Source organism: Flexivirga sp., from assembly GCF_051955415.1.
Classification (GTDB): domain Bacteria; phylum Actinomycetota; class Actinomycetes; order Actinomycetales; family Dermatophilaceae; genus Flexivirga.
The window spans coordinates 1-23642 of the sequence record NZ_JBQCGS010000078.1; the positions used below are offsets into that span (position 1 = coordinate 1).

The following is a 23642-nucleotide window of genomic DNA, read 5'->3' on the forward strand; positions in this document are numbered from 1 at the left end:
ATATTCTTGTCGCAGCCGTGGTCCTGGGCGAGCTGATTGGGCTGGTTGATATGTTTTTCTATGCCACCGACCATCAGTTTGACGGTGGGCAACGAGCCGCCGGCTGCGGCGTTGCCGCCTCCGCCGGCGGCGGTCGAGCCACTGCTGCCGCCGCTTCCGCTACCGCACGCGGCGGTGGCGAGGGCGAAGGCGCCGATGGCGGTCATGGTCAGAGCTTGCTTGAGCATGGGACATTTCCTTTCGAGGTCCAACGGGTGTGGCCGAGGTGGGCGGGGTTCAGATCGCCTGGGATTCGGTCTTGCTCGGCGGGCGCCAGGACAGGACCCGCTTCTCCAGCAGCGCGATGAGGGACTCCGCGATGAGGGTGACGGCAGCCATCAGCAGCATGCAGGCGAAGACGGTGTTCGGGTCGAAGTGCCCCTGTGCCTGCACGATGATCAGGCCGATGCCGGCCTGGGCTCCGAGGACTTCGCCGACCAGCGCACCGATGATCGCGAACCCGAAGGCGGTGTGCAGACTGGCGATGATCCAGGTGAGGGCGGACGGGATGGTGACGTGTCGGGCCACCTGCAGCGGGGACGCACCGAGCACGCGGACGTTGGCGATGAGGTTCGGGTCGACTTCGCGCACGCCCTGGAAGGCGTTGAAGAACACGATGAAGAAGACCAGCACTGCGGCCAGCAACACCTTCGGCAGGATGCCGAGACCGAACGCCACCACGAAGATCGATCCGAGGATGATCCGCGGCACCGAGTTGACGGCCTTGATGTAGGGACTGCAGATGTCGGAGAGGGTGCGGTTCTGGCCGAGCAGCAGACCGAGGACGATCCCGCTGACCGTGCCGAGCGCGAAACCGAAGATCGCCTCCTTGATCGTGATCCACAGGTTGAACCAGATGGAGCCGAAGGCGGTGCCCTTGGTGAACAGGTCCACCAGGGACTGCCAGATCATCGACGGCTGGCCGTAGAAGAACTTGTCGACGACCCCGGTGGTGGTGCACACCTGCCATCCGCCGATCACCAGCACCGGCAGAATGATCCGGCCGGCCCAGACCCGCAGCGCTCGCCTCCGGCGGGCGTGCCGTGCCGACTGCTGGATGTCTGCTTCGGTGAGTTCCGACGTCGACTCGAGCGGTCGGGTGGCAACCATCACGCCGCACCTGCCGTCCGAGCGTAGGCACGCTCGACCTCGTCCTTCAGGGATGCCCAGATCTGGTTCTGCAGCTCCAGGAATCGTGCTTCGTGCCGGATCTCCTGCACCTCGCCACGCGGGCGGGGCAGGTCGATCTCGAAGCTGTGCTTGATCGATCCAGGACTGCTGGTCATGATGAGCACCCGGTCGGCCAGGGCGACCGCCTCGTCGAGGTCGTGGGTGATGAACAGGACCGACGGTCGGGACTGCTCCCACAACCCGAGCAGCTCGGTCTGCATGATGGCCTTCGTCTGCACGTCGAGCGCTCCGAACGGCTCGTCCATCAACAGGATCCGCGGTTCGTTGATGAGCGCGGCGGCCATGGCCACGCGCTTGCGCATACCGCCGGACAGTTGGTGCGGGTAGCGGTCCTCGAAACCGGCGAGACCGACGCGGCGCAGCCAGTCCCGCGCCATCGCGGTCGCCTCCTTCTTGGTCCTGCCGGCCAGCGTGGGACCGATCATCACGTTGGCGAGGACGGTCTTCCACGGGAAGAGCGCGTCCGACTGAAACATGAAGCTGACGCCCTCGGTGATGCCGTGCACCGCCTTGCCGCCGACCTTCACCGTGCCGCCGCTGGGATTCTCCAGGCCGGACACCTGGCCGAGCGTGGTCGACTTGCCGCAGCCCGTCGGTCCGACGATCGCGCAGAACTGGCCCGGCTCCACGGTGAACGTCACGTCGCGGATGGCGGTGAATGGCTCCCCGGTCGGGGTGATGTAGCGCTTGGTGAGTCCGGTGATCTCGATCCGGGCGGCGTCCGCCGCGTCGGGTGGTGAGGTGTCCAGCGGTGGGTTGTCGGCCATGGGTGCTCCTTCCGTTCGCACTGGAGACCGACAGTAGGAAGTGACCGAGGTCACGTCGCGGTTGCGCAAGAAGCTCGCCGTTGCTCTCATTGATCGGCGTTTAGCGCATTCTGCGCAGCCCACGACGCCTTGCCTGGGGCAGGTGCCGCCCTCACAATGAGCGCACATGCGATACCGAATGCGTCGGCTGTCCAGCCAGATCTTCGTGGCGCAGTTGGTCATCCTGACGATCACCGTCGTCATCGGGTTCCTGCTGTTCGCCAGGGCCGAACGCGGCCATCTGGACACCCAGTTCGAGACGCGGGCGGCGTCGATCGCGCAGGCGGCCGCGGGCGTCCCGCAGGTCCGCAGCTGTATGGCGAAACCCGCCCCGGGCTGCGCCGCCGCGGTGCAGGCCATCGCGGCCGGAATCGCGCATCAGGCGAAGGCGTCATACGTCGTCATCATCGACATGGACCGTGTGCGGCACTCCCACCCCGACCCGGCCCTGATCGGCGAGAAGGTGTCGGAGCAGATCGTGACGGTCGACGGCAAGGTGCACACCGGCGTCGACAACGGGAGCACCGGGCGGTCCGCGAACGGGCGCGTGCCGCTGTACGGCCCGGACGGGCGGATGGTCGGTGAGGTCTCCGCGGGCATCCGGGAGAGTTCGGTGTCCAGTGCGCTGTGGCACGAACTCCCTTCGTATGCCGTCTGGTTCGTGATCGCCCTGCTCGTCGGGGCGTGCGCGTCGTGGCAGCTGGCGCGGCGCCTCAAGCGCCGGACGTTCGGGCTCGAGTTGGACGAGATCGCACAGTTGCTGCAGGAGCGCGAGGCCACCCTGCACGGCATACGGGAAGGAGTGATCGCGTTCGACGCCGAGGGGCGGGTGACCGTCGTCAACGACGAGGCGCAGCGGCTGCTGCACCTGTCGACCGGCGCGATCGGCAGCCGGCTGGAGGAGCGGATGCCGGAGGGCCGGCTGCGCGAGGTGTTATCGGGAGGCTCGACCAGGCCGGACGACATCGTGTTCACCGACGATCACTGCCTGGTCATCAACCGCATGCCGGTCAGCATCGGCGGCACGTCGCATGGAGCGGTCGTCACGCTACGTGACCGCACCGAGGTCACCGGGCTGTTGCAGGAGCTGGACGGCGAGCGTGGCCTGACCGACTCGCTGCGCGCGCAACAGCACGAGTTCGCCAACCGGATGCATGCGGTCGCCGGGATGCTGGAACTCGGATTGCCACAAGAGGCATTGCAATTCGTGCTCGAGGTGCAAGGCACCTCGGCGGAGTTGGACAACACGCTGCGCAGTCACATCGGCGCACATCAGATCGTCGGACTGCTGCTGGGCAAGGCGGCCGAGGCGAGCGAGCACGGCATCGAGTTCGTCCTCGATCCGGATACCTGCCTCGGCGATTCGCCGGAGAAGGTGCAGGCACTGACGACAATCCTGGGCAACCTCATCGACAACGCCTTCGAAGCACTGGCCACCGTTCCCGCACCGCGGCGGGTGGTCGTCCGGATCGTGGAGGAACCGGGGCTGGTGACGGTCACCGTGACCGACAACGGCCCTGGCCTGCCGCCCGGCGCCGGCGAGGACATCTTCCGGGACGGCTACAGCACCAAGGCCAACCTCTCGTCGCGTCGGCGCGGGCTCGGCTTGGCGCTGATCCAGCGCATGGTGACGCGCGTGGGCGGAACCATCGAGGTCTCCGAAGGTCCCGGTGCACGATTCCGGGTGCGGCTGCCGCGGCAGGATCCGGCGCGCGAGGCGGTGCCGCGATGACCGGCGGCGCATTGCGGGTGCTGGTGGTCGACGACGACTTCCGGGTCGCGGGCATCCATGCCGCGATGGTCAGTCGCGTCCCGGGCTTCCAGGTGCTCGGCACGGCACACGGTGCCCAGGAGGCGCTGACGACCGCTCGTCGGACACGTCCGGACCTGGTGCTGATGGACATCTACCTGCCCGACGGCAATGGCCTCGAGGTGATCAGGTCGCTTCGTCACGAGCCGGAACCACCTGATGTCATGGTGATTTCGGCGGCGCGTGACACCTCCTCGATCCGTGATGCCATGCAACTGGGTGCGGTGCACTATCTCGTGAAGCCCTTCGGCTTCAGTGCGTTGACCGAGCGCCTGACGGCATACCAGCGCATGCGGCTGCACCTGGCCGAACTGCCCGGCCACGCCCGGCAGTCCGATGTCGACGAACTCTTCGGGATGCTGCGTCCCACCGCGACGGCTGCGGCGCTGCCGCCCAAGGGGCATTCGGCGGCCACCCTCGAGTCGGTACTCCGGGCGGTCCGCGACGCCGGTGCCGACCTGTCGGCGACCGAGGTCGCACAGCGCATCGGTGTCAGCCGGGCCACCGCCCAGCGCTACCTGAGCTATTTGGAGCAGCACGGGATCGTCAAGCTGCAGTTGCGCTACGGCTCCGCCGGCCGGCCCGAGCACCGTTACCGGCTCGCCCGGGACTGACCGGGCACAGGTCAGGTGAAGGTGCTCAGGATCATCACGAACACGAAGCCCACCACCGAGATCGCGGTCTCCATCAACGACCACGAACGGATCGTCTGACCGACCGTCATCCCGAAGTATTCCTTGACCAGCCAGAAGCCCGCATCGTTGACGTGCGAGAAGAACAACGAGCCGCAGCCGATCGCGAGCACCAGCAGCGCCAGGTGGTTGGGTGACAGGTCGGCCGCCAGGCCGCTAACGATGCCCGCCGCGGTGACCGTCGCGACCGTGGCCGACCCGGTCGCCAGCCGGATGCCCACCGCGACCAGCCAGCCGAGCAGCAGCACACTGATGTTCTTGCCGTTGGCCCAGTCGGCGATGACGTTGCCGACACCGGAGTCGACCAGCACCTGCTTGAAGCCGCCGCCCGCCGCGACGATCAGCATGATGCCCGCGATGCCGGGCAGTCCGTTGCCGAGGGAGTCGCTGGCCTGGCTGCGCGACATACCCGACCCCAGGCCGAGCACGAAGTATGCCGCCACGACCGTGATCACCAGCGCGACCGACGGAGTGCCGATCACGTCGAGGACCTGGCGGGCGCGGTTGTTCTCATCGGACACCGCGATGTTGATGATCGCCGCCGGCAGCATCAGGCAGACCGGCAGCACCAGCATCGCGATCGACCGGCCGAACGTGGGCTTGCGTCCCGGACCCGACTTCTCGTCGATGTCCTGGCCGGCGCCGCCCGATCCCCGGGCGCCGCCCGGCAGCACGGGGTGCTCGATGGGCACCAGCCGGTCGAGCACCCGGGCCAGCAACGGACCGCAGATCACCAGCGTGGGCACGGCGACGATGAGGCCGAAGATCAGCGTGCGGCCGGTGTCGGCGTGCAGCGACGCGATGGCCGTCTCCGGTCCGGGGTGCGGCGGCACGAGCCCGTGCAGGATGGACAGACCGGCCAGCGCGGGTATGCCGACCAACATCAGCCGTTGACCGGTGTGACGGGCCACCATCAGCACGATCGGCACCAGCACCACGACGCCGATCTCGAAGAACATGGGCAGACCGATGAGCGCGGCCATCAGCGCCATACCCCATGGCAGGGCGGACCCACTGAAGGTGTCGCTGATGGTGTCGACCACCACGCCCGCTCCGCCGGAGTCGACAAGGATCTGGCCGAGCATGGCGCCGAGGGCGATCAGCAACGCCACCGATCCGGCGGTCCCTCCGAAGCCGCCGTTGGGGTTGATCGCGCCGCTGGTGAAGCTGGTGACGGCCTCGGCCGCCGGCACCCACGCCACCAGGGCGACCACCGCGGATCCGAGGATCAGCGAGATGAACGGGTGCAGCTTCACCACGACGATCAGCAGCACGACGGCGGCGATGCCGGCCAGTGCCGCCAGGGCGAGTTGGGTGTTGCCGGCGTGCGACAACTGGGCCGCGTCCTTGGCGATGAGCATGCTGACGACGTTAGCCACTGCGGGCACGCCGGTGGTCCGGTGGGCGCAGTCGCCTTATCAGCGGGTCACCGGCGGTCAGCGCCTGCCCGCCGTGACCAGCGCGGCGAAGCGCCCGGCGAGCAGCGCCGACGTGTGCCGCACCGCGTCGTCGGCGGCCGTCAGGTCGTCGATGCCCTGCATGACGCGGGCTCGTTCCGCGGTGTCATCGCTGTGGAAGGCGTGCGCCCATGCGGCATACGTGTCCGGACCGATCTCGGGATGGAACTGCACACCCCAGGCGTGCGGTGCCGCCCGGAACACCTGGTGCGGATAGACGTCGCCGGTGCCCAGCAACGTCGAGCCGGCGGGAAGCGTGTCGACGGCGTCGCCGTGCATGGAGGCGACCGGGAAGTGCGGGCCGACTCCGTCGAACAGCACGTCGTCCGATGCCGCGTCGGTCACGGTCACGGTGACCAGGCCCGACTCGGTGCCGTGGGCGCCGCGCACGACCGTGCCGCCGAGTGCCTGGGCCAGCAGCTGACCACCGAGGCAGATCCCGAGGGTGGGTATGTCGCGGCCGACCGCATCCCGCAACAACCCGCGGATGTCCTCCAGCCAGGGGTAGGTGGCGGTGTCGTTGGAGCTCATCTCGCCGCCGAGCACGATCAGGCCGTCGGCGGCGATCTGTGCCGGGACGGGCTCCTCGGCATACGGCCGCACGGTCTGTATGGCGATGCCCTGCTCGGCGAACCAGCCGGTGAACCGGCCCAGCGGGTCGTCGTCACCGGGCTGGATCACCAGGACGGTCGGCGTCATGCTCAGCGCTCGTCCTGCTTGAGGGCGGTGTCGACGGTCAGCGCGGCGGCGATCGCCAGCGACCGCAACGGATCGGTCAGCTCCGGGCGGATGTGCACGACGTAGTTGTCCGCGGTGGTGAACATCGTGGTGAGCAGTCCCTCCCACGTCTTGGTGATGCGCCCGACCTCGAAGCCGGTGGAGTCCAGCAGCGCGAAGTTCCAGGCGCGCCAGTTCTCCGCATTGAGGGTGCCGACGTCCTTGCCGTCGACCTGCAGGCCGAAGCGGATCTTGCCGAACATGTTCTGCTGGACCAGTCGGCCGATCTCGCCGCCACCCGGGCGTTCGACCACGATCGTGGACTTGAAGACCTTGCCGGGGCGGGTCAGCAGCAGCAACGGCCGGCCGCGGGTGTCCCGGATCTCCAGCCGGTGGGTGAGGAACTGATCGACGTTGGTGAGGAAGCGCAGCGCCTTGCGGGCGTTGCTCTGCCCGACCTCGACGACGGCGCCGATCTCGGCTCCGTCCTGTCCGTAGACCAGGTATTCGTTGGTCAGCTCGATCAGCTTGCGCTTCTGGCTGACCACCAGGGTGTGCTCGGTGAAGACGTTGCGGTCGCCGGCGACGCTGTGGCCGACCGGGGCGTTGACGGCACCGCCGAAGCTCTGGTCGCCATACCCCTGGGTGAAGCCGGTGTGCTGACCGCGCGCCGACTGCGGCTGCTCCTGCTGCTGGGTTTGCTGCGGCACCTGCTGCGGCGGCGGCATCGGCTGGTAGTGCTCGGTCCACTGCTGGCCGTCCCACCAGCGCAGGCGGTGGGTGCCGGCCGGGTCCGGATGCCAGGCGGCGGGCGGGTTGGAGGTCATGGGCACATCCTGTCATCGGCGACGCTTTATAGTTGCCGCGGTCCGAGGCGCGGTGAGAGGAATCGGTTCCGTGAGTATGACGAGTGGGCCGGCGCCATCCGCTGCGGCGCGCGAGGACGAACGCAAGCGTCTGCTGCTCGAAGTGGGCGCGGCGTTGCTCGGCGGCGGGGCGGCCTCCAGCGACGTGGAGGACGAACTGCGCGCGCTCAGCCCGGTGATCGGCTGCCCGGACATCACCGTCGCGGCGTTGCCGACCGGGCTGTTCGTCGGGCTGGAGCCGATGGACAGCGTCAGCTTCGCGCCGGTCGATGCCGCGGTGCGGCTGGATCAGACCTCGGAGGTGCTGGTCGTCATCTCGGCACTGCGCGCACGAGAGCTGACTGTCCCCGCGGCGCTGCAGCGGCTGCACGAGATCCGCGCGAATCCGCCGCGGTGGCCGCGCTGGGCCGGCGACCTGGGCGGTATACCGATCGGCATCGGCCTGTGTCTGCTGCTCCAACCCTCGGCGCTGAATCTGCTTGTCGTCTCAGGATGTTCGCTGGCCGTGGCGCTGCTGACGATGCTGACGCGACGCTGGCGTTCGCTGGCGCGGCTGTTGCCGGTCGCATCCGCGTTCGGCACCTCGCTGATCGTGCTGGGCGCCTTCCACGCCGGGTGGGTGGACGGCCCGTTGCGGCTCATCGTCGCGGCCATCGCGGTGCTGCTGCCCGGCAGCGCGATCGTCATCGGGCTGACCGAGATCGCCTCCGGTGCCGCGGCCGCGGGCACTTCCCGCCTGGTCTCCGGCGGGGTGCAGATCGCACTGTTCATGTCCGGTGTGGTCGCGGCCGCGGCGCTGACCCGGACGCCGGCGAACTCGCTGACCAACAGTGCGGCCGCCCACCCGGCCTGGTGGGCCGCCGTCGCCGGCATCGCCGTCTGCATGGTCGGTCTGCTGATCCATTTCTTCATGCCGCTCGAGCACGCGGTGGCGATCGCGGTCGTGATGGCCGCCGCAGGCGGGACGCAGGTGCCGCTGGAGATCGTCTACAACCCGGAGGTGGGCGGCTTCCTCGGTGCCCTCGCCGCGATGGTCGCGGCGATCGTCGTCTCCTGGCTGCCCCGCGGGCCGGTATGGCGGGTGACCTATGTGCCGGCCTTCCTCATCGTCGCGCCCGGGTCCTTCGGACTGCTCAACGCCTCGCAGATCGAAGTGGGCAGCGGGACGAGCAGATCTCTGCTCACGGCGCTCTCGGCGTTCCTGGCCATTGCCGTCGGCACGCTCATCGGCTCGATCATCGCCCGCGCCGCGGACCACTCGGCGCGGTCGCTGCCCGCCACTGCGGCCGCGGTCGACTGGCCGACGGGGGAGTGAGCGCGGCAACTCGCACGACGACGAACGACGCCGGTCCGGTCGACGGATCGACCGGGCTGGCGTGCGATGCAGTGCGCCGGGATCACTCGGAGGCGGCGTCGCTGGCCGTCTCGGAGTGACGGGTCGGGCCGGGTGACTTCTCGTCCTCGGACGGGGTGCCGTCCTTCTCGTGCTCCTGCACGTAGTCGTCGGCGTCCTTGTCGACCGGCTTCAGACCGGAGGAGGCGTTCATCGCCTCCAGCCGCAGGAAGTTGATCGCGATGTCGTGACGCAACTGCAGGCTGGCCTGCTGGCGGAAGTCCGCGAGGTCCTGGCGTTCCTCCTCGCCCATGTGCCGGCTGTTGTAGACGTTGCAGTCGGTGACCGCGGTCCACCACTCGGCGGTGCCGGTCTTGGCACGGTCCGCTTTGCGGATGGCCTTGCGGATGTTGTTGTGGTCGTGGATCGCGTCGTCGGTCTCGTCCTCGGCGTCGGGCGCGTCGGCCGCTCCGGTGCCGAGCTTGAGCAGCTCGGGATAGAAGTAGCGCTCCTCCGCCTCGGCGTGGTTCTCCAGCAGGATGGCGAGCCGGCGCCACATCGCGGCCAGGCCCTCGGTGTCATCCCGCGGCCACTCCTCCAACATGGCGAAGCCACGCCGCTGCTCGTCGTGCTGCTGCTGAATGATCTCGGTAATGTCCATGGCGCGACGTTACCCCGCGCGCGTGACCGTGGAACCTGTCGGTCGTCCGGCCGCCGGCGGGGCGCACGCGGCGGATTACGGTGGTCGGCAGGCATGACCCGAGGCTGAGGGCGGTTGGTATGGCGGTCGGTATGACGCGCAGGCGTCGCGCACGCAGCGCGGATCGCTTCGTCGGCGAGATCCTCGGCGTCGGCACCGGGGAAGGCACCCGGATCGTCGTGGGCAACTGGGCGCGTTCGCCATACGGGCGTTTCGCCGACGTGATGATCGAGCGCGCGGACGGCCACCGGATGTTGCTGGCGCCGACGTACCCGATCGCCGAGTATGTCGCTGCCACCTACGGCTTCGACGAGGTGCGCGTGGTGCCGGTCGTGGTGGACCGATCCCAGCGCCGGCTGAGCGCCTCGGCGGGACCACTGACTCTCGACGCGCGCATCGGCCGGCGTACGTCGATCGGCTGGTCGTTGCATGCGCTCCCGCAGGGCATCACCGGGCAGACCTGGTTCAGCCGGCTGTGCGACCCGATCGCGCGGATTCTGTTGCCCGGCGTGCGGACTCACGGCACCGCGGGCGGCGGACGGCACGAGTTCTACGGGGCCCACGACGTCCACGCGGTGACCGCGCTGACCGCCTCCTGGGAAGGGCGCACCTTGGGTGGTCTCGCGCAGGTCGAGCCGCCGCCGCGTTTCGGTTTCGGGTCCACGCCGCGGCGGCCGGCGCTGACCCGGGTGACCACCACAGTGGTGTCCGCAGCCACACCCGTCACAGGGCTGCAATCTCACCCCGGATCGGCGGGTGACGGGGCGATTCGGCGACGGCCGTGAGGGGTAATCCGGGACTGTCGTCCGAGGAGTGTGCGCGCAATGGCCCTGACACCGCACGAAGAGCGGGAGATCCACCAGATCGAGGAATCGCTGTCCGGCAGCGATCCCGGATTCGCCGCGCGGATGAGCGGACGCCTGCCGGTGCGCCGTCGGCTCGTACTCGGCGGGCTGTGCCTGGTCGTGGTCGCCGGCGCGTTCGCCTTCGCCGACCACTCGGCGTGGGTGGTGTCCGTGGTCGGAGCGGCCCTGGCGGCGTTCTTCGCCGGCTGGTGTTTCGGCCGGACCGGACCGCTCGATCTGCGCGGGGCGACCAGCCGCTTGCTGAGCAGGTGGGCGCAGGCCGTCGGTGCGGCCTGGCGGGCGGCCCGCGGTGCGGTCTCGGCGGCCGTGCGCCGGCCGGTCCGCCGGTGGCGCCGCACGGAGTGACACTGTCCGCCATCACCACCGGCTCGGGCGGGTTCCGGCCGATCGGCGGCGGCGTGAGACGGTGATCAACGGCGCCCGCTACGGATGCGCCCGAGGTCCGGCCGCCCGCCGCAAGGCATCGGGAGCCGGTGACTTCCGTCGATCGAAGGAGTGCACGACATGCAGAGCTACCGCACCGAGAACCCCACCACGGGCGAGGTCGAGAGGACCTTCGACGAGCTCGACCTGCAGGGAGCGATGGACGCCGTGGCGAGGGCGCAGGCGGCATACGAGCAGTGGCGCGCGGTGGACCCGGCCGACCGGGCGGCCGTGCTGAGCCGCACGGCCGATCTCTACGAGGAACGATCCGAGGAGTTGGCGCGCGCGATCGCCGTCGAGATGGGCAAGCCGCTGCGCCAGGGGCAGGGCGAGGTGGCTCTGTCCGCGTCCATCTACCGGTGGTATGCCGAACACGGCCCGCAGCTGCTGGAGGAGCAGCAGCTGGACCCGCAGGGTGCGCTGCGCAGCGTCGTACGGCGCGAGCCGGTGGGGGTGCTGGTCGGCATCATGCCGTGGAACTACCCCTACTACCAGGTGGCCCGGTTCGCTGCGCCGAACCTGATGCTGGGCAACACGATGCTGCTGAAGCACGCACCGATCTGCGCCGCCTCGGCGCAGTTGATGCAGGACGTGCTGCGCGACGCGGGACTGCTCGACGGCGGCTACGTCAACGTCTACGCCTCCAACGAGCTCATCGCCGATGTCATCGCCGATCCGCGGGTCCGCGGCGTCTCGCTCACCGGCAGTGAGCGCGCCGGCGCGGCAGTCGCCCAGGAAGCGGGCAAGAACCTCACCAAGTCGGTGCTGGAGCTCGGCGGGTCCGACGCCATGCTCGTCCTGGACTCCTCGGACGTCGGCACGATGGCGAAGGTGGCTGCGCGCGCTCGGCTCTCCAACTGCGGTCAGGCGTGCAACTCACCGAAGCGGATGTTCGTCGCCGACGAGATCTACGACGAGTTCGTGGACGCGTTCGCCGCGGAGTTCCGCAACTCGACGGTCGGTGACCCCACCGACGCGGCCACCCGCGTCGGCCCGATGTCGTCCAGGGACGCACGCGACCTGCTGGACGAGCAGGTGCAGGACGCCGTCGACAAGGGTGCCACCGTGCGCGCCGGCGGCCGGCAGCTGGACGGCCCCGGAGCGTTTTACGCACCGACGGTGCTGACCGACCTCACGCCGCAGATGCGAGCTTGGGACGAGGAACTCTTCGGACCGGTCGGGATGATCTACCGGATGACCGATGTCGACGAGGCGCTGCAGATCGCCAACAGCTCCTCCTTCGGGTTGTCCGGGTCGGTGTGGAGCGACGACCCCGACAAGGCGGCCGACATCGCGGCCCGACTCGACGTCGGGATGGCCTACGTCAACGAGCACGGGACGACCATGCCGGGGCTGCCCTTCGGCGGGGTGAAGAACTCCGGCTACGGGCGGGAACTCGCCGCGGACGGCATGCAGGAGTTCGCCAACCGCAAGCTGATCCGGGTCTCGGCGAACAAGCAGTGAGCGAACCCGCCACCGAGGAACCACAGCGGCATACCGACGAGCCGGACCCGAACCGCTGGAAGGCGCTGGCCGTCTGCCTGGCCGCGGGGTTCATGACGTTGCTCGACGTGAGCATCGTCAACGTGGCGCTGCCGAGCATCCGCACCGGCCTCGGAGCCGGGGAGAACTCGCTGTCCTGGATCGTCTCCGGCTACGCGCTCACCTTCGGCTTGCTGCTGGTGCCCGCGGGCCGGATCGGCGACGTGCGCGGCCGCCGGTCGATGTTCATGGTCGGCGTGACGCTGTTCGTGCTGGCCAGTGCCCTGTGCGGATTCGCGGTCAGCGCGCCGATGCTGATCGGCGCGCGGCTGATCCAGGGCTTCGCCGGCGGTCTGGTCACCCCACAGATCAACGGGCTGATCCAGCAACTCTTCCGCGGTGCCGAACGCGGTCAGGCGTTCGGGCTGTTCGGTGCGGTCGTCGGCATCTCGACCGCGATCGGGCCGGTCACCGGCGGGCTGCTGATCCAAGCGTTCGGCACCCACGACGGCTGGCGTTACGTGTTCTTCGTCAACCTGCCGATCGGCGCGTTCGCGCTGCTCTTAGCGCGGCGCTATCTGCCCCGGACCCGCTCGTCCACGAGCCCGCACCGGCACGACCTCGACCCGGTCGGCGTCGTGCTGCTCGGGCTGACGGTGCTGCTGCTGATCTTCCCGTTCATCGAGCAACAGCAATGGCATTCGGTATGGCGGCTGCTGATGTTCCCGGCCGCTGCGGTGCTGCTGGCGCTGTTCATCCGGTGGGAGCTGCGTTACCTGCGACGGGGCCGGGAGCCGGAGGTCGACCTGCGACTCTTCGCCCTGGCCAGTTACCGCAACGGGTCCCTGCTGGGCATGGTCTATTTCGCCGGTTTCACCGGGATCTTCTTCATCTTCTCGCTGGCGGTGCAGGAGGGGCTGGGCTACTCGGCCTTGTTGTCGGGAGTGGCCGGCCTGCCGTTCGCCATCGGCTCGGCGCTCTCTGCCGCGGTGAGCGGCCGGCTGGTGACGCGGGTGGGCAGGCTGCTGGTGGTGATCGGCACGTTCGTGGTGCTGGTCGGTGTGCTGGGCGTCTTCGCCGCGGCGCACTTCGTGACCAGTGCGAAGTTCGGATTCGCCGCCGCGGCACCGCTGTTCGTGGCCGGGATCGGTGGCGGGATGGTCATCTCACCGAACATCACCTTGACCGTGTCGGAGGTGCCGGTGGCGCAGGCGGGTGCGGCTGGCGGTGTGCTGCAGACGGGTCAGCGGGTCGGCTCGGCCGCCGGCATCGCCATCACCGGCAGCGTCTTCTTCGGCGTGCTCAACTCCGCCCATGGCAGGCCGGACTTCCTGCAGGCGCTGCGGCACGGATTGCTCGTGGTGGCCGCTTTCGTGGCGGCCGCGCTGGTCATCGGCATCGTCGAGCTGGTCAGTGAGCGCAGGCGTCCCGCCGCACCGTGATCGACGGCGGGTCGGCGAGCGACCGACCCACGACGCAGTAGCGCTCGGTCAGCTGGCCGAGGCGCTCGAGTTGCGCGTCGGTCGCGTCGGTGTCGGCGGTGAACTCCAGCGCCAGCCCCTGTATGCCGACCGGGACCGTCCGGTCCACGCCGAGCGTCCCGCGAGCGTCGAAGGCGGCGTCCGCGCGACCGTGCACCGCCCGCAGCTCCACACCGGAGGCGAGCGCCACGGCGCGCAGCGTGACGCCGGCGCAGGCCAGCACTGCTTCCAGCAGCATGTCGCCGGAGCAGGCGTCGGTACCATCGCCGCCGGCGGCACGGTGCAGCCCCGCCTGGGTGGTGGAGCCGGTCTGCCGCACCGAGAACGACGGCGCCGGGCCGGTGCCGTCTCCGGTCGCGGCGATCGGCGTCAGTGCGTCCGCGGCGGACTGCCGGTAGCGCTCCTTCAGCGGTGCTTGGGCCGCGCGCAGTTCGTTCGCATCCATGCGCTCATTCTGCTCCGGTGCGGCACACCGGGTGCGGTGTCCGTGGCTGCCGTCCCGGCTCAGGCGCCGGTCGGCAGCTCGAACCAGGCGATGGTGCCTCCGCCGGGACGTGGCTCGAGTCCGATGGTGCCGCCATGGGCCTCGACAATGCGGCGACAGGTCGCCAGGCCGATGCCGTGCCCCTCGACGTCGAGCTGCCGCGAGCGGGCGTAGAGCTCGAAGACCTGCTCCTGTTGGTCCGGTGCGACACCGATCCCACGGTCCGCGACCTCGACCCGGACGACGTCGTCACGCAGCGTGCCGCTGATGTCGACCGGGCACGCCCGGTGCGGTGGCGTGTACTTGATGGCATTGGTGACCAGGTTCAGGACGAGCGAGTGCAGTTGCACACGGTCGCCCTGCACACTCGGCAGCTCGTGCACGGTGAGGTCCACCTCGCGGCGCTGGATGAGTTCGACCAGGTCTTCGCGGACCGACTCGACGACGGACCGGAGGTCCACCGTGGTGTTGCCGAGCACGCCGCCGACCTGCGCGTAGTCGAGCAGCTCGGTCATCTGGTCGTTCATCCGTCCGCTGGCACGCCGGGCCCGCGCGACCATCGCCGCGAGCGCGGGCTGAGTGGCGATGGCCGGGTCGTCGTCCAGCGCTTCGAGATAGCCGATGATCGCGGTGAGCGGGTTGCGCAGGTCGTGGCTGACCTGGTGCGCGAAGCCGCCGAGTTGCTCGTTGGACCGCCGCAGCTCGGACCGGGCCGCGTCCAGCTCGGCGAGCAGGACCTCCAGCTCGGCGGTGCGGCGTCGCAGTTCCAGCACCTCCATCACCTGCCGGGCGAGCGTGTCGAGTGCGTCGCCCTGGGCCGGCTCGAGCGGGTGCGCCCGGGTGTCGAAGACGCACAACGTCCCGATCGTCACGCCGTTCGGAGTGCGCAGCTGGCTGGCGGCGTAGAACCGCACCTGGCCCAGAGCGCCCGTGACGAAGGGATTGTCGGCGAACCGTTCATCCGTGCGGGCATCCTGCAGCACCACGGTGTCGGTCTCGTGCAGCGCGATCGCGCACATCGAGTCGTCGCGGGTGCACACCGAAACCGGTATGCCGTAGGTCGCCACGCTGTGTTGTTGCGCACCGTCGATCAGGTTGATGGCCGCACTCGGCACCGAGCACACCACGGCGGCCAGATGCGCCAGCTCGAACAGCTCTGCAGGAGCCTCGCGGCCGATGACGTCATACGCCTCGAGCTCGGCCACCCGTCGTCGATCGATCAGGGTGCCCGCCGCGGTGTCACCGGGAGGGGAGGTCGCAAGGTGCTCGGCAGACATGCCCACATTGTGCCGACGTGAGGGTGGCTGGGTGCAACCTGTGGTGTGCTGGCTTCGCATCGCCTTACGGTGACCGGCGGGCCGACGAACAACCGGAGATCGATGAGAAAAGACCGCCGATCATGTCGGCGGTCTTCATGTGTCGGGGTGACAGGATTTGAACCTGCGACCTCTTCGTCCCGAACGAAGCGCGCTACCAAGCTGCGCCACACCCCGTGGCATGCCGCGTGCACCCAGCGGATGCGCGCAGCGAGATGCAACGATACAAGCAGTGCTGGCGTTTCGCCCAATCGGGTCCGTAACGCGCGGTGCTGTTCGGATCTCGATACGTCGCTCGTACCTCGCGACTACTCGATCAGCGAGCCGGGTCGTTCCTCGGACTACTCGATCAGCGAGCCCGGTCGTTCCTCGGACTACTCGATCAGCGAGCCGGTCGTACCTCGCGACTACTCGACCCGGCGTGGGTGCGCGAGACCTCACCGCTCCGCGGATCGCGTCAGTCGTAGTGGCGCAGGATGCGCTGGGCCTGCTCGACATACCCGCCGCCGAAGAGCACGGCATGCAGCAGCACGAGGTGCAGCTGTAACAACGGCACCCGCTCGCGCCGACCATCGGCCCACGGCGCCACTTCCTCGTATGACGCCAGGATCCGCTGCAGATGCGGCGCTCCGAAGAGCGACAGGGCCGCGAGATCGGACTCCGGATGTCCGCCGTGTGCCGCCGGATCGATCAGCACCGCACCGCCGGCGGTCCAGATGACGTTGCCGGACCACAGGTCACCGTGCAATCGCGCCGGAGCGGCGCACGATTCGTCGAACTCGCCGCCGCGCAGGCGGCGCAGCACCGGGCCTGCCAGTGACTCGGTCTCGGTCTCGATACGCGACTTCCCCCGTGCCACTTCTCCAGGAGTTGCTCGACCAGCCAGGTGGTCCAGAAGTGGCTCGACGCACAGGTCGGCATACATCGCACCCCACGACCGGTAGGGGCGCAGCGGCAACGGCAGCAGGTCGTTGGCCGGACCCTGGTAGCCGTCGCCTGCCCAGCCGTCCGGTCCCACGCCATACGCGGATGCACCCGCCGCGTGCGTCGTGGCGAGTGCCCGGCCGAAGTCCTCCGCGTCTGCAGCTGTGGGTGTCACCGGTGAAAGTCGTTGCAGTACCAGCGATTCGCCGTCCACCGCAGTAACGCCGACCACCGCGGCACCGTCGTCGAAGCGCAGCCAGTCGAGCCCGGCCGCCTCCCAGGCGGTTGCGCGCGGCGACGCGCCGTGTTTGGTATAGGTCACAGCGACGGTTTCGATACGGGCTCGTTCCTCGCCCTACTCAACCAGCAACGCATCAGCGCGGCACCAGAGTCAGCAGCGTCGCCTCCGGTCGACAGGCCAACCGGACCGGGTTGAATTTGTTGTGTCCCAGCCCCGCCGACACCTCCAACCACGCCGCGTCGTCGGGTGCGTCCGCGTCCGGGTGCCCCGACGCCCCCGGCCACCACCGCGAAACCCCTTTGGCGCGAGCGTTGTCCAGGTCGCAGTTGGTGGTCAGCGCTCCATAGAACGGTACACACACCTGGCCGCCGTGCGTGTGGCCGGCGAGCACCAGCCGAGCACCGTCGGCCGTCATCGGATCGAGCACCCGGACGTATGGCGCATGCACCACCCCCACCGTCGCGACCACGTCCGAGGCAGCCCGTCCCGCGACCGACGGATAATCGTCCTGCTCGATGTGCGGGTCGTCCACGCCGACGAACTCGACCGGTTGGCCGGCGATCTCCAGCATCGTGCGCACGTTGTCCAAGTCGGTCCAGCCGCCGCCGGTGAACCCGTCAACCAGGTCCTGCACCGGCAGGTCGGGCACCCGCATCTCGGCGCCGCGACGATGCGGGTCGCCGAGGCCGACATACTTCAGCGGATTCTTCGGCATGGGTGCGTAGTAGTCGTTCGAGCCGAGCACGAACGCGCCGGGGAAGCGCAGCAGCGGCTCCATGGCGTCCAGCACCGCCGGCACCGCGTGCAGGTCGGAGCAGTTGTCACCGGTGTTGACGACGAAGTCCGGCTCCAGTGCGGCCAGCCCGCGCACCCATTGGATGCGCCGCTCCTGCCGCGGCACCAGGTGCAGGTCGCTCAGGTGCAGCACCCGCAGGGGACGAGCACCTGGCTGCAGCACCGGGACGGTGAAGCGTCGCAGTGTGTAGAGGTGGCGTTCGACCAGCGACGCCCACGCGAGCGTGCCGAGTCCGGCACCGGCGATGGCGGTCGAGGTCTTGGTGAGTGCATGCATGAGGTGTCCATTATGTGCGGTGGGAGACTGGATCGTATGACGAGCAAGCAGAGCCTCCGCGAGGACATGACCGCAGCCCTCCGCGCCCGGGACCAGGTCCGCACCTCGACCCTGCGGATGGCGATGGCGGCCATCACCAATGCCGAGGTCGCCGGCAAGGAAGCCAAGGAGCTGACCGACGACGAGGTGCAGCAGGTGATCGCCAAGGAGGCCAAGAAGCGCCGCGAGGCGGCCGAGGCGTATGACGGCGCCGGCCGCACCGAGCTCGCGGAGAACGAACGCGCCGAGCTGGCGGTGCTCGAGGAATACCTTCCCCGCCAGCTGAGCGACGACGACCTGGCCACTCTCGTCAGCCAGGCCATCGAGGACACCGGGGTGCAGGGTATGGCGGGCATGGGTCAGGTCATGAAGGCCGTGCAGCCCAAGGTGGCCGGCCGCGCCGAGGGTGGCCGTGTCGCCGCCGCGGTGAAGCGGGCGTTGCAGGGCTGAGTCGGTACGGGAGGAGACTCCCGCAGTAACCGCGCCTCGGGTCTCGATACGCTCCCCCGCTTCGCTCCTCCGCTACTCGACCAGCGCGGCGCGCCTATTTCTTCGACGGCGGGCCGCCGGTGTGCCGGGGCGGTCCGGTCTGCTTCGGCGGTTCGGTCGTCTTGGGCGGCTGCGTGGTCGTCGTGGTGGCCGGCGGCGGTTGCGTCGTCGAGGACGGCGGCGGCGCCTGGGTCGTCGACGGCGGCTGGTAGGTCTGCGTCGTCGCGGGCGGCGGGTAGTAGGTCGGCGGGTTCGACGTCGTGGTCGTCTCGCTCGTCGTGGGCGAGGGCGAACTCTTCGGCGTCGTGCCGTCCGGCTTCATGAAGTATTCGATCGGCTGGCCCTTGAGCGCCTGATCCATGATGTTCTTCCAGATCGGCGCGGCCAGGTCACCGGCGAAGACATAACCCTTGTAGAAGTGGCCGGCGAGGGTGATGTCCTTCATGTACTTCGGCGCCTGGTGGTGGCCCACCCACACCGCCGTCGCCATCTGTGGGGTGTAGCCGACGAACCAGATGTTGGCCGATCCGTCCTCGGTGCCGGTCTTACCGGCGGCCTGCCGGTCGCCGGCCAGCAGGATGTCGCCGTGGGTGGTGCCGCGGGGGTCGGTGAGCACCGACTCGAAGATCTTGCTCGTCTCCGCGGCGACCTTCTTGCTGATGATCCGCTTGCACTTGATGCCGGACAGCTTCAGCTTCTTGCCGTTGCCGTTCTTGATCGACACGACCGGGTGCGGCGGGCAGTACATGCCACCGGAGGCCACGGTCGCGTAGGCGTTGGCCAGATCCACCGGGGTGACGTTCGAGGTGCCGAGGGTGATCGACGCCGGCGTCGCCTTGATCGTCGTCCCGGTGCCACTCTGCACGCCGAACTTGTCGGTCGTCTTCAGCACGTTGCAGGCGCCGAGCTGGCTGACCATGGTCGCGAAGACGGTGTTGACCGACTGCGCCGTGGCGTCCGTCAGCGACATGTAGGAGCCGGCCTTCGGGTACGGCTTGTCGTTGGGCAGCACCCACTTCTCGCCGCGGCCGAGGCCACAACCGGCGGGGAAGTCCTGGTGGGTGAAGGCGTGTGCCGGCGCACCGGCCGCGGAGGTGGTGTCGTAGACCGGCACCTGGATCTTCTTGTCCGGGGACCAGCCGTTCTCCAAGGCGGTGATCACCGCGAAGATCTTCGCGGTCGACCCGTAGGCGTAGCCCTCACCCGACACGGTGAAGTCCGAGGCGCTCTTGCCGCTGCCACCGGCGTTGGAGTAGCTGGTGTTCTGGCCGCTGGCGAGCACCAGGCCGGTGCCCGGCTGCACGATCACGCCGGCCGAGTCGATGCCTTCGCTGTTGCCCTGCGGCACCTTGGCGCGGATCTGCTTGTCGATGATGTCGGCCATCTTCGGGCTGAAGCTGGTCTGGATCGTCAGGCCGCCGCTCTCCAGCGTCGCCATCCGTTCCTTCGGGTTCTTGCCCAGGGCCGGCTGGGTCTGCAGCCAGTCGATGACGTAGTAGCAGAAGTAGGCGTACTTGGAGTTGGCGCAACTGTTGGACTGCACCGGGTGTGGGTTGAGCTTGAGCTTGGTGTTCTGCGCCTTGATCATCTGGTCGCGCGTGATCATCTTCTGCTGGTACATCTTGGTCAGCACGACATTGCGGCGGGCGACGGCGCCCTTGGCGTTGGTGAACGGGTCGAGGTTGCCCGGTTCGTTGACCACGCCGGCCAGCAGCGCCGACTGCGGCAGGTTGAGCTCGGAGGCGTGCACGCCGAAGTACTGTCGCGCGGCTGCTTCCACGCCATACGCCTGACCGCCGTAGTAGACGAGGTTGAGGTAGCCGTCGAGGATCTGGTCCTTGGTGTACTTCTGCTCCAGCGAGACCGCGTACTTCAGCTGCTGCAGCTTGCGGACGTAGCCCTCCATGCCGGTGCGGCTGACGGCCCGCTTGGCCTTCTCGGTGTTGCCGGCGTTGATCGCCTGGTTCTGGATGGCGATCTTGACGTACTGCTGGGTGAGCGTGGAGGCGCCCTGCGTGCCGTTGCTGAAGATGTTGGAGCCGATGGCGCGGAACAGGCCCCTGGAGTCCAGGGCACCGTGCTCGTAGAAGCGCTCGTCCTCGATCGCGACCTGCGCGTGCTTCATGTAGTCGGAGATCTTGTTGAACGGCACGACGATGCGGTTCTGGTTGAACGGCGTCGCCAGCACCGAACCGTCGGAGGCCAGGATGCGCGACTGCTGCGCAAGCGGGTTCATCGCGAACGACCCCGGCATGTCGTTGAACAGCTTCACCCCGCCGTTGGTCGCCTGACCCGCGGCGCCGATCGCCGGCAGGAAGAGGCACGCCACGATCAACCCCATCGCCACGGCGGTGGCCACGAAGGCGCCGAGCAGGCTGAAGACAGAGCCGAGGCGGGACGCAACACGCATGCGACGCAGGGTAACCGCCGAAACTGTCATCCCCTGAATTCCACGGTGGTATGCCGCCCGTGGGCTGTCCCGGCGCCGCAGGCGCAGCATCATAGACGACCGACCAACTCCGCCCGTATAGTTCCAAATGACTAGCCAGAAGTAGTCCCCCGAGCATCTGGCTACTCGGGCTCGGGATCAGTATGGTGACCCAAGACACACGCGGGGGCGTGACAAACGGGCGGGGAAGGTCGAGAGCGAGAACATGACTGCTGTGATGCCGGAGAAGGCGACCTGGGACGACAACTGGGCGGCGCGCGCTGTATGCCGCACGGGGGCGTCCCCGGACGAGCTCTTCGCCAAGGGGGCTGCGCAGCAGTCCGCCAAGGTGATCTGCCAGCGGTGTCCGGTGGTCGCCGAATGCCTCGCGGACGCCCTGGACAACCGCACCGAGTACGGCGTGTGGGGCGGCATGACCGAGCGCGAGCGCCGCGCCCTGCTGCGTCGGCGGCCCGATGTGCCCTCGTGGGCGCAACTGTTCAAGCTCGCCCGCGCCGACGAGGCCAAGGACTAACGGACGGCCCGCGAGTAAACGGCGACTGTCGTCACTTGCTCGCCGGCGTCACCGTCAATCGGCCAATTGAACGCCGATGTCGCGCAGCTGTTCCACGTCGTTCACATCCTCGGCCGAAGCGGCCACGCTGACCTGCGGGATCGTGGGATGGGCCGCGGTGAAGCGGCCGATCGCCGCCTCCTGGCGAGCCGCCTGAGCCGACCGCTGGGCGTGCAGCCGCAGCAGGCCGGCGGTGTCCGCGGGCTGCCAGCCCGCCCCCTTGCGCGGTACGAGCTCATCCGCCTCGTCGGCCGCGGCTTCCGCCCGGCCCTCCCGCAGTGACGGCACGTGGGTGCGTTCCACCCGGTTGACCACCAGGCCGGCCAGCGGCATACGCTCCTCGGCCAGCCGCCCGGCGAAGAACGACGCCTCGCGCAGCGCGTCCCGCTCGGGGGTGGCCACCACCACGAACGCCGTCGCCGCGTCGCTGAGCAACGCGTACGTCTGGTCGGCGCGCTCCCGGAAGCCGCCGAACATCGAGTCCAGCGCCGCCACGAACGTCTGCGCGTCCCGCAGCAACTGCCCGCCGAGCACCTTCGACATCACAGCGGTCATCGTGGTGACGCCGACCGACATGACCTTCAGGTAGGCGCGCCCGCCGGCCTTCGCCGGCGACATCAGCAACCGGATGAACTTACCGTCGAGGAACGACCCGAGCCGCTTGGGCGCGTCCAGGAAGTCCAGTGCCGAGCGCGACGGCGGCGTGTCCACGACGATGAGATCCCAGCGGGCGTCGCCGTCGGCCTGCTCGGCGTGCAGCTGGCCCAGCCGCTCCATCGCCATGTATTCCTGCGTGCCGGCGAACGAGCTCGAAACCGCCTGGTAGAACGGGTTTTCCAGGATCTGCTGCGCCTTGTCCGGGTTCGAGTGCCGCAGCACGAGCTCGTCGAAGGTGCGCTTCATGTCCAGCATCATCGCGTCGAGGGAACCGCCGGCCGAGTCGTCGATGGCCTCGACCGGCGCCGGCTCGTTGTCCAGGTGCTCCAGGCCGAGCGCCTGCGCCAGGCGCTTGGCCGGGTCGATCGTCAGCACCGCAACTGCGCGGCCCTGCTCCGCAGCACGGATGGCGATCGCGGCCGCGGTCGTGGTCTTGCCCACGCCGCCGGACCCGCAGCACACGATGGTGCGCACCGAATGGTCCTGCAGCAGGGCGTCGATGTCGAGAGTGGGTGTCTGCGTCATACCGCCGCCTCCTCGCCGGCCAGCTGCTCGCCGAGCAACGCCGAGAGCTCGAGCAGACCGCCGGCGTCCAGCCCCTCGGGCAGCAGCGGTAGGTGGCAGGTCGGCAGGTCCAGCTCGTGCAGCGTCGTCCGCTCGCGCTCCTGCAGGGCGAGCCGCTGGGCGAGGTCCAGACCGGTCTGGGTCAGCCCGCGCACCATGCGCGGACCGACGCGCAACCCGACCGCGGCCAGGTCCTCGCCGAGCGGGCTGGTGTCGAAGCCGTCCGCGGCCAGCAGCTCCAGGGTGCGGTCGCCGACCGGGGGAGTGACCTCCTGGTTGATGATCACCGCGCCGAGCGGCAGCGAGATGGCGCGCAGCTCGGCCACGGCCTCGACCGTCTCCTGCACCGGCATCTCCTCCAGCAAGGTCACCAGGTGCACGACGGTCTGCGACGACTGCAGCATCGCGGTGATGGCGTCCGCCTGGTTCTTGATCGGACCGACCTTGGCCAGCCCGGACATCGCATGGTTGACACCGAGGAACTGGCCCACCCGGCCGGTCGGCGGAGCGTCGAGCACGACGGCGTCATACAGCTGGTCGCTGCGGGTGCCGCGCCGGCTCGGACGACGGCGCACCGCCTCGTAGACCTTGCCGATCAGCAGCACATCGCGCAGGCCGGGCGCCACCGTGGTGGCGAAGTCGATGACGCCGAAACGCTCCAGCATGCCGCCGGCCATGCCGAGCTTGTAGAACATCTGCAGGTATTCCAGCAGCGCCGCCTTCGGGTCCACCGACAACCCCATCACCTGACCGCCCCCGGGGCCGGTGGCGACCTGCACCTCGTCGTCGCCGAGCCGTGGCACGTCGAAGACGCCACTGATGCCCTGGCGGCCCTCGACCTCGACCAGCAGCACCCGCTTGCCCTCGGTCGCCAGCGCCATCGCCAGGGCGGCGGCCACGGTGGTCTTGCCCGTGCCGCCCTTGCCCGTCACCACGTGCAGGCGCACGCCGTCCCAGTCGCCGGTGCTCATGGCTCCACGGTATCGGGGCG

22 protein-coding genes, 1 tRNA gene and 1 pseudogene are annotated in these 23642 nt (G+C 69.1%); 9 read left to right on the forward strand and 15 right to left on the reverse strand.

Going from position 1 to position 23642, the window contains the following annotated elements; genetic code table 11:
* From ACTHL4_RS13085 to ACTHL4_RS13095, 3 genes and pseudogenes are all read right to left on the reverse strand, one after another.
* Positions 1-227 (reverse strand): annotated as a pseudogene (locus tag ACTHL4_RS13085) (hypothetical protein); the annotation flags it as partial.
* 49 nt (positions 228-276) lie between these two features.
* Entirely contained in the window at positions 277-1149 is an 873-nt protein-coding gene (locus ACTHL4_RS13090; protein WP_440283208.1) for an ABC transporter permease, read from the reverse strand.
* Positions 1149-1997 carry an ABC transporter ATP-binding protein gene (locus ACTHL4_RS13095; RefSeq protein WP_440283209.1) on the reverse strand — a complete coding sequence of 283 codons (849 nt, stop codon included), beginning with the start codon at positions 1995-1997 and terminating at the stop codon, positions 1149-1151. Before ACTHL4_RS13095 ends, ACTHL4_RS13090 begins: the two co-directional genes overlap by 1 nt.
* Before the next feature lie 166 nt (positions 1998-2163).
* Between ACTHL4_RS13095 and ACTHL4_RS13100 the strand changes: the two genes are divergently transcribed.
* Positions 2164-3768 (forward strand): ATP-binding protein, encoded by a 1605-nt coding sequence (locus ACTHL4_RS13100; RefSeq protein ID WP_440283210.1) that lies wholly within the window; start codon positions 2164-2166, stop codon positions 3766-3768.
* Positions 3765-4460, forward strand: coding sequence for a response regulator (locus ACTHL4_RS13105; RefSeq protein ID WP_440283211.1), 696 nt, complete (start codon positions 3765-3767; stop codon positions 4458-4460). The genes ACTHL4_RS13100 and ACTHL4_RS13105 overlap by 4 nt, the downstream gene beginning before the upstream one ends.
* An 11-nt stretch (positions 4461-4471) precedes the next feature.
* Here ACTHL4_RS13105 and ACTHL4_RS13110 read toward each other — a convergent pair whose 3' ends face one another.
* The 3 genes from ACTHL4_RS13110 to ACTHL4_RS13120 form a co-directional block, all read right to left on the reverse strand.
* A complete protein-coding gene (locus ACTHL4_RS13110; RefSeq protein WP_440283212.1) occupies positions 4472-5899 on the reverse strand; it encodes a GntT/GntP/DsdX family permease in 1428 nt (475 codons plus the stop codon).
* Between the two features lie 75 nt (positions 5900-5974).
* The gene (locus ACTHL4_RS13115; protein WP_440283213.1) at positions 5975-6694 is read right to left on the reverse strand and encodes a type 1 glutamine amidotransferase; all 720 of its coding nucleotides are present in this window, start codon (positions 6692-6694) and stop codon (positions 5975-5977) included.
* 2 nt (positions 6695-6696) lie between these two features.
* A complete protein-coding gene (locus tag ACTHL4_RS13120; RefSeq protein ID WP_440283214.1) occupies positions 6697-7539 on the reverse strand; it encodes a phospholipid scramblase-related protein in 843 nt (280 codons plus the stop codon).
* 76 nt (positions 7540-7615) lie between these two features.
* Between ACTHL4_RS13120 and ACTHL4_RS13125 the strand changes: the two genes are divergently transcribed.
* Complete coding sequence (locus ACTHL4_RS13125; RefSeq protein WP_440283288.1) at positions 7616-8893, forward strand: threonine/serine exporter family protein; 1278 nt, start codon at positions 7616-7618, stop codon at positions 8891-8893.
* An 82-nt stretch (positions 8894-8975) separates the two neighbouring features.
* On the opposite strand, the gene ACTHL4_RS13130 is transcribed toward ACTHL4_RS13125, so the two are convergent.
* Positions 8976-9572 (reverse strand): hemerythrin domain-containing protein, encoded by a 597-nt coding sequence (locus tag ACTHL4_RS13130; protein WP_440283215.1) that lies wholly within the window; start codon positions 9570-9572, stop codon positions 8976-8978.
* A 131-nt stretch (positions 9573-9703) separates the two neighbouring features.
* On the opposite strand from ACTHL4_RS13130, the gene ACTHL4_RS13135 reads away from it, so the two are divergent.
* From ACTHL4_RS13135 to ACTHL4_RS13150, 4 genes are all read left to right on the forward strand, one after another.
* Positions 9704-10396, forward strand: a complete 693-nt coding sequence (locus ACTHL4_RS13135; protein WP_440283216.1) for a hypothetical protein — start codon at positions 9704-9706, stop codon at positions 10394-10396.
* 39 nt (positions 10397-10435) lie between these two features.
* Positions 10436-10822, forward strand: a complete 387-nt coding sequence (locus ACTHL4_RS13140) for a DUF3040 domain-containing protein (RefSeq protein ID WP_440283217.1) — start codon at positions 10436-10438, stop codon at positions 10820-10822.
* A 159-nt stretch (positions 10823-10981) separates the two neighbouring features.
* Positions 10982-12364 carry an NAD-dependent succinate-semialdehyde dehydrogenase gene (locus ACTHL4_RS13145; protein WP_440283218.1) on the forward strand — a complete coding sequence of 461 codons (1383 nt, stop codon included), beginning with the start codon at positions 10982-10984 and terminating at the stop codon, positions 12362-12364.
* On the forward strand, positions 12361-13824 hold the full coding sequence (locus ACTHL4_RS13150) for an MFS transporter (RefSeq protein WP_440283219.1): 1464 nt from the start codon (positions 12361-12363) through the stop codon (positions 13822-13824). The genes ACTHL4_RS13145 and ACTHL4_RS13150 overlap by 4 nt, the downstream gene beginning before the upstream one ends.
* Here the strand turns inward: ACTHL4_RS13150 and ACTHL4_RS13155 are convergent.
* The 5 genes from ACTHL4_RS13155 to ACTHL4_RS13175 form a co-directional block, all read right to left on the reverse strand.
* Positions 13793-14308, reverse strand: a complete 516-nt coding sequence (locus tag ACTHL4_RS13155; RefSeq protein ID WP_440283220.1) for an OsmC family protein — start codon at positions 14306-14308, stop codon at positions 13793-13795. The genes ACTHL4_RS13150 and ACTHL4_RS13155 overlap by 32 nt on opposite strands.
* A 59-nt stretch (positions 14309-14367) precedes the next feature.
* Positions 14368-15624, reverse strand: coding sequence for a sensor histidine kinase (locus tag ACTHL4_RS13160; protein ID WP_440283221.1), 1257 nt, complete (start codon positions 15622-15624; stop codon positions 14368-14370).
* Positions 15625-15766: 142 nt separating this feature from the next.
* Positions 15767-15840: transfer RNA gene (locus ACTHL4_RS13165), tRNA-Pro, on the reverse strand.
* Positions 15841-16120: 280 nt separating this feature from the next.
* On the reverse strand, positions 16121-16909 hold the full coding sequence (locus ACTHL4_RS13170) for a fructosamine kinase family protein (protein ID WP_440283222.1): 789 nt from the start codon (positions 16907-16909) through the stop codon (positions 16121-16123).
* A gap of 52 nt (positions 16910-16961) precedes the next feature.
* Positions 16962-17900 (reverse strand): metallophosphoesterase, encoded by a 939-nt coding sequence (locus ACTHL4_RS13175; protein WP_440283223.1) that lies wholly within the window; start codon positions 17898-17900, stop codon positions 16962-16964.
* A 36-nt stretch (positions 17901-17936) separates the two neighbouring features.
* On the opposite strand from ACTHL4_RS13175, the gene ACTHL4_RS13180 reads away from it, so the two are divergent.
* The gene (locus ACTHL4_RS13180; protein WP_440283224.1) at positions 17937-18389 is read left to right on the forward strand and encodes a GatB/YqeY domain-containing protein; all 453 of its coding nucleotides are present in this window, start codon (positions 17937-17939) and stop codon (positions 18387-18389) included.
* A 94-nt stretch (positions 18390-18483) separates the two neighbouring features.
* Here the strand turns inward: ACTHL4_RS13180 and ACTHL4_RS13185 are convergent, their stop codons facing one another.
* Entirely contained in the window at positions 18484-20838 is a 2355-nt protein-coding gene (locus tag ACTHL4_RS13185; protein WP_440283225.1) for a transglycosylase domain-containing protein, read from the reverse strand.
* Positions 20839-21082: 244 nt separating this feature from the next.
* Between ACTHL4_RS13185 and ACTHL4_RS13190 the strand changes: the two genes are divergently transcribed.
* Positions 21083-21391 carry a WhiB family transcriptional regulator gene (locus tag ACTHL4_RS13190; RefSeq protein ID WP_440283226.1) on the forward strand — a complete coding sequence of 103 codons (309 nt, stop codon included), beginning with the start codon at positions 21083-21085 and terminating at the stop codon, positions 21389-21391.
* Between the two features lie 54 nt (positions 21392-21445).
* Here the strand turns inward: ACTHL4_RS13190 and ACTHL4_RS13195 are convergent, their stop codons facing one another.
* Together ACTHL4_RS13195 and ACTHL4_RS13200 are read right to left on the reverse strand one after the other, a co-directional pair.
* Positions 21446-22612, reverse strand: a complete 1167-nt coding sequence (locus tag ACTHL4_RS13195; protein WP_440283227.1) for an ArsA family ATPase — start codon at positions 22610-22612, stop codon at positions 21446-21448.
* Positions 22609-23622: an ArsA-related P-loop ATPase gene (locus tag ACTHL4_RS13200; RefSeq protein WP_440283228.1), complete on the reverse strand. Its 1014-nt coding sequence runs from the start codon at positions 23620-23622 to the stop codon at positions 22609-22611. The genes ACTHL4_RS13195 and ACTHL4_RS13200 overlap by 4 nt, the downstream gene beginning before the upstream one ends.
* Positions 23623-23642: the final 20 nt, after the last annotated feature.

What these genes read in the sequence shown, in the direction of transcription:
- ACTHL4_RS13190 (WP_440283226.1), top strand. Translation starts at nt 21,083, where the DNA reads ATGACTGCTGTGATGCCGGAGAAGGCGACCTGGGACGACAACTGGGCG.
- ACTHL4_RS13140 (WP_440283217.1), top strand. Translation starts at nt 10,436, where the DNA reads ATGGCCCTGACACCGCACGAAGAGCGGGAGATCCACCAGATCGAGGAA.
- ACTHL4_RS13105 (WP_440283211.1), top strand. Translation starts at nt 3,765, where the DNA reads ATGACCGGCGGCGCATTGCGGGTGCTGGTGGTCGACGACGACTTCCGG.
- ACTHL4_RS13200 (WP_440283228.1), bottom strand. Translation starts at nt 23,622, where the DNA reads ATGAGCACCGGCGACTGGGACGGCGTGCGCCTGCACGTGGTGACGGGC.
- ACTHL4_RS13130 (WP_440283215.1), bottom strand. Translation starts at nt 9,572, where the DNA reads ATGGACATTACCGAGATCATTCAGCAGCAGCACGACGAGCAGCGGCGT.
- ACTHL4_RS13155 (WP_440283220.1), bottom strand. Translation starts at nt 14,308, where the DNA reads ATGGATGCGAACGAACTGCGCGCGGCCCAAGCACCGCTGAAGGAGCGC.
- ACTHL4_RS13095 (WP_440283209.1), bottom strand. Translation starts at nt 1,997, where the DNA reads ATGGCCGACAACCCACCGCTGGACACCTCACCACCCGACGCGGCGGAC.
- ACTHL4_RS13145 (WP_440283218.1), top strand. Translation starts at nt 10,982, where the DNA reads ATGCAGAGCTACCGCACCGAGAACCCCACCACGGGCGAGGTCGAGAGG.
- ACTHL4_RS13175 (WP_440283223.1), bottom strand. Translation starts at nt 17,900, where the DNA reads ATGCATGCACTCACCAAGACCTCGACCGCCATCGCCGGTGCCGGACTC.
- ACTHL4_RS13100 (WP_440283210.1), top strand. Translation starts at nt 2,164, where the DNA reads ATGCGATACCGAATGCGTCGGCTGTCCAGCCAGATCTTCGTGGCGCAG.
- ACTHL4_RS13195 (WP_440283227.1), bottom strand. Translation starts at nt 22,612, where the DNA reads ATGACGCAGACACCCACTCTCGACATCGACGCCCTGCTGCAGGACCAT.
- ACTHL4_RS13115 (WP_440283213.1), bottom strand. Translation starts at nt 6,694, where the DNA reads ATGACGCCGACCGTCCTGGTGATCCAGCCCGGTGACGACGACCCGCTG.
- ACTHL4_RS13090 (WP_440283208.1), bottom strand. Translation starts at nt 1,149, where the DNA reads ATGGTTGCCACCCGACCGCTCGAGTCGACGTCGGAACTCACCGAAGCA.
- ACTHL4_RS13185 (WP_440283225.1), bottom strand. Translation starts at nt 20,838, where the DNA reads ATGCGTGTTGCGTCCCGCCTCGGCTCTGTCTTCAGCCTGCTCGGCGCC.
- ACTHL4_RS13135 (WP_440283216.1), top strand. Translation starts at nt 9,704, where the DNA reads ATGACGCGCAGGCGTCGCGCACGCAGCGCGGATCGCTTCGTCGGCGAG.
- ACTHL4_RS13120 (WP_440283214.1), bottom strand. Translation starts at nt 7,539, where the DNA reads ATGACCTCCAACCCGCCCGCCGCCTGGCATCCGGACCCGGCCGGCACC.
- ACTHL4_RS13125 (WP_440283288.1), top strand. Translation starts at nt 7,616, where the DNA reads ATGACGAGTGGGCCGGCGCCATCCGCTGCGGCGCGCGAGGACGAACGC.
- ACTHL4_RS13110 (WP_440283212.1), bottom strand. Translation starts at nt 5,899, where the DNA reads ATGCTCATCGCCAAGGACGCGGCCCAGTTGTCGCACGCCGGCAACACC.
- ACTHL4_RS13160 (WP_440283221.1), bottom strand. Translation starts at nt 15,624, where the DNA reads ATGTCTGCCGAGCACCTTGCGACCTCCCCTCCCGGTGACACCGCGGCG.
- ACTHL4_RS13180 (WP_440283224.1), top strand. Translation starts at nt 17,937, where the DNA reads ATGACGAGCAAGCAGAGCCTCCGCGAGGACATGACCGCAGCCCTCCGC.